Here is a 14,061-nt window from a genome sequence, read left to right on the forward strand (position 1 = left end):
CCGACATGGATGTTCGTCAGTTCGCCTTCCTGGCTCGCCAGCCTTCGGCTGCCCTGCAATCCCGTGAGTCCTTCTGGGGCCTGTCCAAGCGCGGACTGGCGTTCATGCTGGCCAACATGATGTTCTGGCAGCCGCTGGTGGCGATGGCCGACGGCATCGTCGTCAACGGCAGCAACACCGGCCTCGGCCAGGCCGGCAACGGCGTGCCTATCGTCAACATCGCCACGCCCAGCGACGCGGGGCTGTCGCATAACAAGTTCAGCGACTACAACGTCGGCCAGCAGGGCCTGATCCTCAACAACGCCACCGACCGCACCCAGTCCACCCAGCTGGGCGGGATCATCCTGGGCAACAGCAACCTGGGCGGGCGCTCGGCCAATGTCATCCTCAACGAGGTCAACGGCGCCAACCCCAGCCAGCTCAAGGGCTATACCGAGGTCGCGGGGCGCTCGGCGCATGTCATCGTCGCCAACCCGTATGGCGTTACCTGCAATGGTTGCGGCTTCATCAACACGCCACGGGCGACCCTGACCACCGGCAAACCGGTGGTCGAGAACGGCCAGCTGCAGCGTTACCAGGTGGAGCAGGGCAGTGTCGCCATCGAAGGCGCGGGGCTCAACGCCAGCAACATCGACCAGTTCGAGATCATCACCCGCAGCGCCAAGATCAACGCACAGATCCAGGCCCGCCATCTGACGATGGTCACCGGCGCCAACGATGTCGATGCCCAGACCCTCAAGGCCAGCGCGCGAGCCGCCAACCCGGCGGATGCGCCGCAGCTGGCCATCGATTCCTCGGCGCTGGGCGGCATGTACGCGGGCGCCATCACCTTGGTGGGCACCGAGGCCGGGGTCGGGGTCAAGCTCGACGGCCAGATGATCGCCAGCGGCGGCGATATCCAGCTCGACGCCAACGGCCAGCTGCGCATGGCCGACGCCACCGCCGCCAAGGGCGCGGTGGTGATCAATGCCGGCCAGCTCGATGCCCAGGGCGCGGTATACGCCGGCACGCGGCTGGAGGTGAAGACCCAGGGCGACCTGGACAACCGCAAGAACCTTGTCGCCGCCGAGCGCATCAGCCTCGACAGCGGTGGCCGCCTGACCAACCACGGCATCGTCGAAGCCGGGGTCAACGCCGACAACAGCCGCAACGGCAATGGCGATGTGCGCCTGAGCGCGCGGCAGGTCGACAACCGTGGCCAGAGCGTGGTGGCCAGCCGCGATCTCAGTGTCACCGCCAGCCAGACCCTGGACAACCAGGGCGGCACCCTGAGCGCGCAGCGCCAGCTGACGGCCAGCGCCGACACCCTGGACAACCGCGCCAAGGGCCGCTTGCTCAGCGCCGGCCAGATCGATTTGCAGGCCGGCCAGGCGCGCAATGGCCAGGGAGGCCTGATCAAGGGAGACACGGCGGTCGATGCCCGCGTCGCCCAGCTGGACAACAGCGGCGGCGAACTTTCCAGCCAGGGCAAGGTGACCGCGCAGGTCACCCGTTTGGACAACGTGGCCGGTACCCTCACCGCCGACCAGCACCTGGCCCTGACCGCCAGCGGCGCGGTGGACAACCGTGGTGGCCAGATCACCAGCCTGCGGACCCTCGACCTCAAGGCCGGGCAGGTGAACAACAGCGCGGCGGGGCGCATCGCCAGCAACCAGGCACTGACCGCCAGTGTCACCGGGTTGGATCAGCGTGATGGTGGCCGGCTGACCAGCGTCAGCGAGCTGAGCCTGGACCTCGACAAGGGCCACCTGAACAACCAGGGCGGCCTGATCAACGCCCCGCGCCTGACCCTGAACAACCTCGACAGCGTGGATAACCACCAGGGCGAGATCTCCAGCGCCCAGGCCTTCGCCCTGGTGGCGCGCAGCCTGGATAACAGCCTCGGCAAGCTGCTCGGCAATCAGGGCCTGAGCGTCCACCTGGATCAGGCGCTGAACAACGCCGGCGGCCTGGTTTCCGCCAATGGCGTCAGTGTGAGCGCCGCGAGCCTGGACAACCATGACGGCACCGTCACCAGCCGCGCCGACCTCTCTCTGACCCTGGCTGGCGCGACCGACAACCAGAACGGCGAGATTTCCAGCGTCGGTGGCACCACCCTCAAGGGCGCCAGCCTGGACAACCGCAAGGGCCAGGTTACCGGCGACGGCGCGCTGAGCATCGCCCTCGGCGCCGCCCTGGACAACCGCGCCGGCACCCTCGGTTCCGCCGGCAAGGTGGACCTGGAGGCCGCCAGCCTCGACAACCGCGAGGGTGGCAACCTGGTGACCGATGCCGGCCTGGACGCCCGCATCCATGGCCTGCTGGACAACCAGCAAGGCTCGATCACGGCCAAGGGCGCCATCGACCTGCTCGCCGACAAACTGGACAACCGCGCCGGCAAACTGCGCGCGGACCAGCAGGCGCTGCTCACCGTCGACCAGCTGGACAACCGTGACAAGGGCCTGCTGAACAGCCTCGCGGCGCTGAGCTTCAATGGCAGCGCACTGGACAACCGTGGCGGCCTGCTCAACGCCGTGGGCCCCGTGCGCCTGGACGGCACTCGCCTGGACAACAGCGGCGGGCGCATCTCCAGCCAGCGGGCGCTGGTGGCCCAGGTGACCCAGGTGGTCAACCAGAAAGGCGTACTCGTCGCCGAGGGTGACCTGACCCTGCAAGGCGCCAGCCTGGATAACCGCAAGGGCGGCCTGGTCGGCGCCAAGCACCTGCTCACCGTGCAAGTGGACGATGTCGACAACCGTGGCGGGGAACTCTCCAGTGGCGCGGGGCTGAACGTCAAAGGTACCCAGCTCGACAACAGCGACAGCGGCAAGCTGATCGCCGGCAGCGACCTCGACCTGCAGGTCGCCGAGGTGCTCAACCGCAACCAGGGCGAGCTGTCCGGCAAGGGCACGCTGAACCTGGTCGGCAAGCACCTGGACAACGGCCAGGGGCGCCTGGTCGCAGGCCATGCGCTGGACATCGACCTGCAAAACGCCCTGGACAACCTGCAAGGGCTGATCAGCGCCGAAGGGCGGCTGACCGCCAAGGTCGGCAGCCTGGACAACAGCACCGGCAAGCTATCCAGTGCCGGCACCCTGAGCCTGACCAGCGCCGGCGCACTGCTCAATCGCGGCGGCTCGGTCACCACCGACGCCGGGCTGGTCATCGCCAGCCAGCGCCTGGACAACGACCAGGGTGGCGTGCTCAGCAGCAAGGGCGCGGCCAAGGTCGACACCGGTAGTTTCAATAACGGCCAGGGCGCGCGGCTGGTCAGCGGCGACCGCCTAGACCTCAGCGCAGGCCAGGTCAACAACGGCCAGGGCAGCCGGATCGCCAGCGAGCGGGCACTGGTCGCCAGCATCGGCGGGCTCGACCAGCAAGGGGGCGAGCTGTTCAGCAAAAGCGCGCTGACCCTCGACCTGAACCACGGCCAGCTCACCAACCACAAGGGCCTGATCACGGCGCCGCTGCTGGTGCTCAAGCAACTGGCCGATGTCGACAACCAGCAGGGCGAGATCTCCAGCGCCCAGGCCTTCACCTTGGCCGCGCGCAACCTGGACAACCGCAACGGCAAGCTGATCGGCCAGCAGGGCCTGACCCTGCGCGTCGAGCAGGCGCTTGACAACCTCAAAGGCCTGGTTTCGGCCAACGGCCTCGACTTGCGCAGCCGCAGCCTGGACAACAGCCAGGGCATGCTCAGCAGCCGGGGCACGCAGCAGATCGTCGTCGATAGCGAACTGCTCAACCAGGACGGCGCACTGATCGCCGACCAACGCCTGGACTTGCAGGCCGGTGAACTGGACAACCAGCGTGGGCTGGTGTCCGGCAAGACTGCCGTGGTGGCCAAGGTCGGCAAGCTGGACAACCGCGCCGGCCAGCTGGTCGGCGCTGACACCCTGGGCCTGACCGGCGCCAGCCTCGACAACCGTCAGGGCGGCCTGGTGAGCGCGACCCACGGCCTGCAACTGAACGTCGGCGCTGTGAGCAACAGCGGCGGCGAGCTGTCGAGCCAAGCCAACGTGACCGTCGAAGGCCAGCGCCTGGACAATAGCGGCGCAGGCAAGGTGCTGGCGGACGGCAACCTGCGCCTGACCGTCGCCGAGGTGATCAACCGCAGCAAGGGCCTGCTGTCGGGCAAGACTGGCCTGACCCTGAGCGGTGGCAGCCTGGACAACACCAGCGGCCTGCTGCAAACCCGTCAGGCCCTGGTGGTCGATTTGCAGGGCACGCTGGACAATCGTCAGGGCCAGATCAGCGCCGAAGGCACCCTGAGCCTGGCCAGCGGCGAGCTGGACAACCGTGCCGGCAGCGTCTCCAGCGCCGGGGCGCTGACCCTCGAGCACGGCGGCGCAGTACGCAACCAGGGCGGCGAGCTGGTCACCGATGGCGCGCTCAAGCTGCGCGGCGGCCACATCGACAACAGCAGTGAAGGCGTGATCAGTGCCAAGGGCGTGGCCGAGGTGACCGCCGCCAGCCTGGACAACAGCCAGAAGGGCCGCCTGGGCAGTGGCGCCAACCTGACCCTGAGCAGCGGCCAGCTGACCAATCGCGACGGTGGCCGCATCGCCAGCGCAGGCGCGCTCGATGCCAGTGTCACCGGCCTCGACCAGCAAGGTGGCCAGCTATTCAGCAACGGCACGCTCACCCTGGACCTCAACCATGGGCAGCTGGACAACCGCAAGGGTTTGATCAACGCACCGCTGCTGATGCTCAAGCAACTCGGCGAGGTGAACAACCAGGGCGGTGAGATTTCCTCGGCCCAGGCCTTCACCCTGGCCGCGCGCAGCCTGGACAACAGCAGCGGCAAGCTGCTGAGCAACCAGGCCCTGACCCTGCGCATCGACCAGGCGCTGAACAACATCAAGGGCCTGGTCGCCGCCGCGAGCCTCGACAGCCGCGCCGCCAGCCTGGACAACAGCGGCGGCACCCTGACCAGCCGTGGCGACCTCGACCTGCAACTGGCCGACAACCTGAACAACAGCCAGCAAGGCCTGATCAACGCCAACGGCACCCTGACCCTCGCCAGCCGCGCCATCGTCAACCAGGGTGGTTCGCTGCTGGGTGGCGCCATCGCCCTGGACCTGGGCAGCGTCAGCGGCGACCTGAACAACGACGCCGGCCTGATCAGCACCGCCGGCCCACTGACCATCCGCCACCTGCGTGACCTGAGCAACCGCGGCGGCGAGATCGCCAGCGGCCAGCGCCTGGACCTGACCGCTCGCACCCTGGACAACAGCGCCGGCAAGCTGATCGGCAATGACCAGCTGGGCGTCAATGCCCAGCGGCTGATCAACCAGGGCGGCCTGGTGTCGGGCTGGCAGGGCCTGGATGTGGAACTGGGCAGCCTGGACAACCGCTACCAAGGCACCTTGTCCAGCCGCGACGGCGCGCTGCAGGCGCGGGTCAGTGGCGACCTGCAGAACAATGCAGGCGGCGCCCTGGTCAGCCGCAAGGCACTGAACGTGACGGCGGCCAACCTGGACAACAGTGCCGGTGGCATTCTGTCCAGCGCCGCCGGCCAGCACCTGACCGTCACCGGCCTGTTGAACAACGCCCAGGGTGGTCTGATCGACAGCGGCGCGGCCCTGACCCTCGAGGCCATGACCCTGGGCAATGCCGCGGGCAGCATTAACGCCCAGCAGGCCATCGACCTCGATGCCACCACCCTGGACAACAGCAGCGGCAGCCTGGTCGGCAATGGCGCGGTGACGCTGAACCTGCTCGGCGCGCTGAGCAACACCAACGGCAAGCTGGCCAGTGCCGGCCCGTTGCGTCTCGACCACGCCACCCAGGTCAGCAATCAGGGTGGCCAGATCGCCAGCCAGGGCCTGCTGACCCTGCTGGCCGGCAGCCTGGACAACAGCAACCGTGGCACCGTGGCGGCCAAGCAAGGTCTGACCCTGGCCATCGACGGCACCCTGCAGAACAACGCCGATGGCCTGATCTACAGCCAGAACGGCGACCTCGACGTCGCTGCCGCCACCGTGAGCAACGCCAAGGGCACCTTGCAGGGGCAGGGCGTGCTGAAGCTGGTGAGCGGCGATATCGACAACCAGAGTGGCCGCATCATCGCCGACGGCGGCAACCTCGTCGTCACCGCTGGCAACCTGGACAACCGCGGCGGCGTGCTGTCGAGCCTCAAGGGCGCGCTCGACGCCGACCTGCGCGGCGTGCTGAAGAACGGCTACGACCTCGACAACAACCGCCAGGGCGGCATCACCCAGGGCCAGTCCCTGGTGCTCAAGGCCCTGGGCGGCATCGATAACTACGGTGGGCGCATCGCTGCCCAGGCCGGCGACGCCCTGGTCACCACCGCCGACTTCGACAACCGCAACGGCGGCCTGTACGCCAAGGGGCTGGTGCAGGTCCGTGGCGGCAACTTCGACAACAGCGGCGACAACGACGGCCAGATCGCCGGCCAGCGCATCGACCTCGGCCTGAGCGGCGCGCTGAACAACCGCCTGGGCATCATCGAGAGCGACAGCACCCTGGCGATCACGGCAGCCAGCCTCGACAACCAGACCGGCCAGATTCGCGCACTCGGCAGCAGCGGCGCCACCCGCCTGCAGATCGCCGGCCAGTTCGACAACCGCAACGGCACCCTGGAAACCGCCAACACCGACCTCGGCCTGGGCGTCGGCAGCTTCCTCAATGGTAGCGGCAGCCTGCTGCATGTTGGCCGTGGCACCTTCGACATCTCCACCGCCAACGTCACCGGCGCCGGTGGCAGCATCGTCACCCGCGGCGGCCTGACCCTCAACGCCGGCAGCTGGCACAACAGCAACGTCATCCAGGCCGGGCGCCTGACGGTCAATGTCGGCGACTTCAGTCAGACCGCCAGCGGCCAGTTGCTGGCCGGCGAAGCACTGGTCGGCATCGGCGGCAATTGGAGCAACGACGGCCTGATCGCCAGTGACGGCAGCCTCAGCCTCGACCTGGGTGGCAGCTACAACGGCAACGGCCGCCTGAGCAGTCGCGGCACCCTCGGCCTGAACGCCGGGCAACTCAACCTCAGCGGCACCGGCAGCATCGCCGGTGGCGCCGCCAGCAGCGTGTCGGTGGCCGGCCTGCTGAACAACGCCGGCCGCCTGACCTCCGCGGCCGGGCTCAGCGTCGGCGCCGGCAGCGTCAACAACCAGGGCACCCTGGGTGCCGCGCAGAACCTGACCCTGACCACCGGCGCCCTGGTCAACGACCGTGGCCTGCTGTTCAGCGGCGCCGACATGGGCCTGCGCGTCGACAGCCTGACCAACAGCTATGCCGACGTGTACAGCCTCGGCAAGCTGACCATCGACCGTGACGGCCAAGGCAGCCTGGCCAGCAGCATCGTCAACCGCTCCGCTTCGCTGCAGAGCGACGGTTCGATGAACCTGGCCGCCAGCACCATCCAGAACGTGCGGGCGATCCTCAAGACCGACAACAAGGGCGTGTACACCGCCCGTATCGGCGAAGTCGCCTGTATCGAGGGCTACAACGCCGGCGACTGTGGCGGCAAGCGCAACCACGTCTGGGAGATCGTCCAGCGTGACAAGTTCGAGGTCACGCAAGCCAGCGCCGCGTCGAGCATCACCACAGGCGGTAACCTCACGCTCAACGGCGGCGACCTGCTCAACAGCAGCAGCACCATCGCCGCGGCCGGCAGCCTGGTGGCCACGGTCAACAACCTGACCAACAGCGGCTTGGAGACCGGCGAGACCGAGACCACCCGTATCTTCATGTCGGCGCGCACCCGCAACGCGGGCGGCTGGTACAACGCCGCCAACAACGTCACCAACAAGTACTGGATCGATAGCCCCGGCTACAACCCCAACGACCTGGGCGGCCTGCAAGCCGCGCTGGCCGGCTTCATCGGCATGACCGAGCGCGAATGGGTACAGCTGGGCAGCACCAGGCAACTGGCGGCTGGCGACCAGAGCTACGCCGGCGTGATGCAGGCCGGCGGCGCGGTGAGCGTCACCGCCGGCAATGGCATCACCAACAGCGTGGTGCGACCGGGCTATGCCTACATCGGCAGTGGCGCGCGCACCGACACCAGCGCGCCCGGCACGGCCTTCTCCACCCGTGTCACGCTGAACCAGCAGCTGCCGCCGGAGCTGGCCCAGCAGCAGGTCAACCCGCTGGCGCTGCCTGGCTTCAGCCTGCCCGCTGGGCAGCACGGCCTGTTCCGCCTGAGCACCGAGGGGGGCAGCGCGCCCGCCAACAACGGTCCGCAAAGCTGGACCATGGGCGGCGCCAGCCTGAGCGTCGCCCAGCGCCAGCAGCCGCTGCCGCAAGTCGCGGTCCGCGCCATCGACAGCGTCGACGCCGCCCAGGCTGGTGCCCGCGGCACCGCGCTGAGCACCGTCGAGCGTACCCAGGCGGGCAACGCCAGCAACGCCAGCGCCATCGACACGGCACTGCCGGGCACCGGCAACGGCCCGCTGCTGCCCGGCCGCACGGCGGTGAACGACGGCATCAATCAGGCCTCGGCGCTCAACGCCCAAGGCTCAATGCCGATCACGATCGAGCGCGTGCAAGGCCTGCCCGACAGCAGCGTGCGCAGCAACCCGCACAAGTACCTGGTCGAAACCAATCCGGTGCTCACCGACCTCAAGCAGTTCATGAGCTCGGACTACCTGCTGGCCAACCTCGGCTATGACCCCGACCAGAGCGCCAAGCGCCTGGGCGATGGTTTCTACGAGCAGAAGCTGGTGCAGCAGGCCGTGGTCGCCCGCACCGGCCAGCGCTTGATCGACGGCCAGGACACCGACGAGAAGCTGTTCAAGTACCTGATGGACAACGCCATCAAGAGCAAGCAACAGCTCAACTTGGCGGTGGGCGTGAGCCTGACATCCGAGCAGGTGGCGGCCCTGACCCACGACATCGTCTGGCTGGAAAACGCCGAGGTGAACGGCGAGCAGGTGCTGGTGCCGGTGCTCTACCTGGCCCACTCCAACAACCGCCTGGCGCCCAACGGCGCGTTGATCGCCGGCAGCGACGTCAACCTGATCGCCGGGCAGAACCTCGACAACGTCGGCACCCTGCGCGCCACCCACAACCTGTCGGCCCAGGCCGGCAACAACCTGGTCAACAGCGGCCTGGTGCAAGCCGGCGAGCGCCTCGCCCTGTTGGCAGGCAACGACCTGGTGAACAAGGCCGGTGGCATCATCGCCGGGCGCGATGTGAGCCTCGGCGCCGGCCGCGATGTGATCAACGAACGCACCGTCACCTCGCACCAGAGCAGCAACGGCAGCTACGCCCAGCAACGCGACTTCGTCGACAACGCCGCACGGGTGGAGGCGGCCAACAACCTGGCGATCAACGCCGGGCGCGACCTGAGCAACAGCGGCGGCGCGCTCGAGAGCGGTGTCGACACCAGTCTCAAGGCCGGGCGCGACGTCAAGCTGACCTCGGTGGAGCAGGTGGTCAGCAATGATCGCGGCGTGCGCTACAACGACTACAGCCTCACCCAGCACGGCGCCAGCCTGCAGGCCGGGCGCGACCTGACCGTCAGCGCCGGGCGCGACATCAGCGCGGTGGCCAGCGCGATCGAGGCCAAGCGTGACGTGGCGATGACCGCGACCCGGGACCTGGACCTGATGTCCGCCGCCAATGAACAGCATTCGGCGAGCAAGACCAAGAAGGTCACCAGCCAGGAAGATCACGTCCAGCAGGTGTCCAGCAGCGTGGCGGCGGGCGGCAACGTGGCGTTGAAGGCCGGCGATGACCTGACCCTGAGCGCCAGCCGGGTGACGGCGGGCAATGAGGCGTATCTCTATGCCGGCGGCGATGTGAACCTGGTCGCCGAGCAGAACAGCGACTACAGCTACTACCGCAAGACCAAGACCAGCAGCTCCGGGCTGTCGAGCAGCCAGAAGACCCGTATCGACAGCTCGCGCTCCGTCACCCAGGAGGGATCGTCGGTCAGCGGCGATACGGTGGTGGTCCGCGCCGGGCAGGATATCGGCGTGTCGGGCAGCAACATCGTGTCCACCCATGACACGAGCCTGCTGGCCGGGGGCAACATCCAGATCGAAAGCGCCACGGAAACCTTCGAGCAGAGCCACTCGAGTTCGAAGAAGAAGTCCGGCCTGCTCAGCAGCGGCGGGATCGGCTTCACCCTGGGTTCGACCAGCCTGGAGAACAGCTCCACCAGCAAGAGCGAGAACGCCAAGGCCAGCACGGTCGGCAGCGTGCTCGGCGACGTCTCCATCGAGGCGGGCAAGAACCTGGCCGTCAAAGGCTCCGAGGTCATCGCCGGCAAGGACATCACCCTGGTCGGACAGAACGTCGAGATCGTCGCGGCCGAAAGCCGCAACACCAGCGAGCAGACCGCCAAGAGCAAAAGCAGCGGCCTGACCCTGGCCTTGTCCGGCACGGTAGGCAGTGCCGTCGACACCGCCTACCAGACGACCAAGCAGGCCACCAAGGAAGAAGACAGCCGGCTCTCGGCCCTGCAAGGCATCAAGGCCGGCCTGACCGGTGTCCAGGCCTGGCAGGCCGCCCAGGAAAATGGCGGCATGAACGCGCAGAACGCCGGCGAGTTCGTCGGCATCGCCATTTCGCTCGGCGGGCAGAAGTCCAGCTCGCGCCAGACCCAGGAGCAGACCGTCAGCCAGGGCAGCAGCCTGACCAGCGGCAACGACCTGACCATCGTCGCCAAGGGCAACGGCAGTGACGCCAACGGCGGCGATATCCGTGTGCAGGGCAGCAAGCTCAAGGCCGGCAACGACCTGTCGCTGCAAGCCGAGCGCGACATCGTGCTGGAAGCGGCGGCCAACACGCAGAAGCTGGACGGCAAGAACAACAGCAGTGGCGGCGCCATCGGCGCCAGTATCGGTTTCGGCTCGAACGGCGGCGGCCTGAGCATCTTTGCCAATGCCAACAAAGGCACGGGCAACGAGAAGGGCAACGGCACCACCTGGACGGAAACCACCCTCGATGCCGGGAACCAGGCCAGCTTGCTCAGCGGGCGGGATACCACGCTCAAGGGCGCACAGGTCAACGCCGACAAGGTCGTCGCCGACGTTGGGCGCGACCTGACGCTGCAGAGCCTGCAGGACACCGACAACTACAAGTCCAAGCAGACCAATGTCAGCGGCGGGGTGAGCGTCGCCATCATTGGCGCGGGCGCGAGCGGCAGCCTCAGCGTCAGCCAGAACAAGCTCCACTCCAAGTACCAGAGCGTGCAGGAGCAGACCGGGCTGTTCGCCGGCAAGGGTGGCTACCAGATCGATGTGGGCAAGCACACCCAGCTAGACGGCAGCGTCATCGCCAGCACCGCCGAGGCCGACAAGAACCGCCTGAGCACCGGCACCCTGGGCTGGAGCGATATCGAGAACAAGGCCGAGTTCAAGAGCCAGATGGCCAGCGCCAGCGTCAGCGGTGGCAACAGCGGCTCGACGGGCTTCACCAGCAACATGCCCAGCGGCACGCTGATTGCCTACAACCACAGCGGCAGCGCCAGTGGTACTACCTCATCGGCGATTTCCGAGGGCACCCTGGAGATTCGTGATCCGGGCCAGCAGAAGCAGGACGTCGCGACCCTGAGCCATGACGTCGAGCATGCCAACGACAGCATCAGCCCGATCTTCGACAAGGAGAAAGAGCAACGGCGCCTGAGGCAGGTGCAGTTGATCGGTGAGATCGGGACGCAGGTGTCGGACATCGTGCGGACCGAGGGGCTGCGCAAGGCCAAGGAAGATGCAAAGGTCGAGCTTGAGAAGCAGGGGGTTCACGAGCCTGAGAAAGGGGCTGACCAGAAAGTCGTCGAGGATTATCAGAAGCAGCTGGCGGCTACCGATGCTTACCAGAAGATCATGGGCAAGTACGGTACCAGCGGTGATTACCAGCGCGTTACCCAGGCGGTGACGGCGGCTCTGCAGGGGCTGGCCGGCGGGGATATCGGTTCGGCACTGGCTGGCGCCTCGGCGCCGTACCTGGCGCAGTTGATCAAGAAGTCCACTGGAGACAACGCGGCGCTGAATGTCATGGCCCACGCCGTGCTCGGGGCCGTGGTGGCCCAGGCGCAAGGCAATTCGGCGGCGGCGGGTGCGGCCGGGGCGGCTGGTGGCGAGCTGGCTGCACGGTTGATTGCCCAGCAGTTGTATGGAACGACCGATGGCAATGCCCTGAGTGAAGAGCAGAAGCAGACGATCTCGGCACTGTCGACGTTGGCGGCTGGGCTTTCAGGTGGTCTGGTGGAGGGCAACAGCACGGGTGCTGTCGCGGGGGCGGGGGCAGGTCGCAATGCCGTTGAGAACAACTTGTTGGCGAACAAGTACGGTATCGAGCGGTTGGATGCGACAAGTCGGGCGCTTTACGAGAAGCTCAAGACTGCTGGTATTGGAAGCATCGATGAGCTGCAGGAGCGGTACCAGGCTTGTGCTGGTAATGGTGAATGTCAGCGTGGAATACGCAATGAATACCGGCAGCAGGAAAAGGAGGCCGGGGAGAAGCTTGCTGATCTGTACCAGAGCGGCAGGCTGAGCCGGGAGGACTACAACATCCTGGTGGCGGACTACGCCATCGCCATGCTGGAAGGGGTGAAGCAAGGGCAACGCAATGGCGAGGGTGGTGATTACCTCAATATCTATTCGCTGTCGGGTGCCGACTGGACTCCGCTAGGCGGAATCGCCAATCCATACCTTCGTGCGATCAGGGCGAGTGAGATGATCGCCGAGTGGAGGCGGCAAGGGCTAAGCGACGAAAAAATCAGCACCCTGGCGCATCAGGATGGATTGCTTGGTTCGACGCTGGCACCAGTGGACGTTCCTGGAATTGTCAATCTTGTTGACAATGGCGCTACTCGGGAAGAGATTTTAAAATTTGGTGCGGCTGTTGCGTTTGGTAAAGCTGTAGGTGGTGTAAAAGCAATTGATAACTCAGTCATAGGAAAGCCAAGAGTCGGGAGCGCAAATAAACTTCCTGATGGTCAGCACGGGTTTAATGACATAATTGATAACTACGCTGGTGATGCAGCTAAATTTGATATACCAACCAAGGGGCCAGGTGGAGAGGTGGTTAGGGTGTCAGAGTTAAGGCAAATTGAAGGCAGCAATAACGGAGTTGGTGGGGTTTTTGAATGGATTGTTGATGAAGGTAACGTGACACATCGACGCTTTATTCCCGGTGGTCAAATAACTGGACTGCCTAACCAGATTCCGAAAAAATAAGGAGAAGGTAATGTCTCCATTTGGTGTGTTGATTGGTTTGGGTTTGGCTTGTTGGTCAACAATTTTTTTGGGATTTAGAAAGCGCTGGATAGGGCGAGAAGATGTTTTTGAATTTGCCATGAATCAGCTTTTAAATGGTTGCGAAAGCGAGCGCGTTGCCATCATTGCTGGGGGCGAATACTTAAGCGATGAAGAACTTCTTGAGATCATCTCAAAACAAATGGAGATGACGAATTGTGTTGCTGAAATGGATAAGTGGCGTTTAGCTTTTTTACTTTGTATTGACGCTTCGAATGGTAGTGACGAAGATAAAATAAATAGGCTTCAGGAGGTCTATGCGGACTTTGATTATCCGGAAGATATGGCTTCGTGCAGTATTTACTGTCAAGATGGTGTTGGCCCGCTTGTAGCAATGAGCCGAGTTGTGGAAAGACTTAGAAAGAGGTTTTTGCTCCGGTAATTTTATGGTGAAAAATGGACTGGAGCAGCGGGAGTCGCAGATGATGCGATCAAGACTTTGCCAGGACCTAGACAAATGGGCAAAAAGGTGACGGCAAAAAGTGGAAAAAGGAGTGGAAAAAGGTGACTGGAAAAAGGTGACAGATCTATTTTCCCTACTCTAATTTCTACCCTGTGGGATGAAGGGGTTGTGTAGTCATGCAGGGTGGGCTGAAATTAGAGTGGAAAAAATAAATCTGTCCCCTTTTTGCTCTGACGGGTAACAATCGGTTTGTGGATGAGATCGAACTAATTACGACCAAAAAGGGGACGGATTTATTTTTCCTGACGGGTAACAATCGGTTTGTGGATGAGGTCGAACTAATTACAGGGAAACGCATCGAGCGAAGGAAGCAGGGTCGACCGAGATTAGAGTAGGAGAAATAAAGGAAAAGGTGACAGATCTATTTTTCCTACTCTAATTTCGAAA

General features: G+C 64.9%; 2 protein-coding genes and 1 pseudogene. All 3 read left to right on the plus strand.

From position 1 onward, the window contains the following. Positions 1-5 precede the first annotated feature (5 nt). The gene (locus N5D48_RS03820; RefSeq protein ID WP_279881209.1) at positions 6-13,133 is read left to right on the plus strand and encodes a hemagglutinin repeat-containing protein; all 13,128 of its coding nucleotides are present in this window, start codon (positions 6-8) and stop codon (positions 13,131-13,133) included. Positions 13,134-13,143: 10 nt separating this feature from the next. After that, complete coding sequence (locus tag N5D48_RS03825; RefSeq protein ID WP_279881211.1) at positions 13,144-13,593, plus strand: DUF2247 family protein; 450 nt, start codon at positions 13,144-13,146, stop codon at positions 13,591-13,593. 323 nt (positions 13,594-13,916) lie between these two features. After that, positions 13,917-14,009: pseudogene (locus N5D48_RS03830) on the plus strand (transposase); the annotation flags it as partial. Positions 14,010-14,061 lie beyond the last annotated feature (52 nt).

Origin of the sequence: Pseudomonas sp. GD03858 (assembly GCF_029840925.1) — a bacterium.
In the GTDB taxonomy this organism is placed as follows: domain Bacteria; phylum Pseudomonadota; class Gammaproteobacteria; order Pseudomonadales; family Pseudomonadaceae; genus Aquipseudomonas.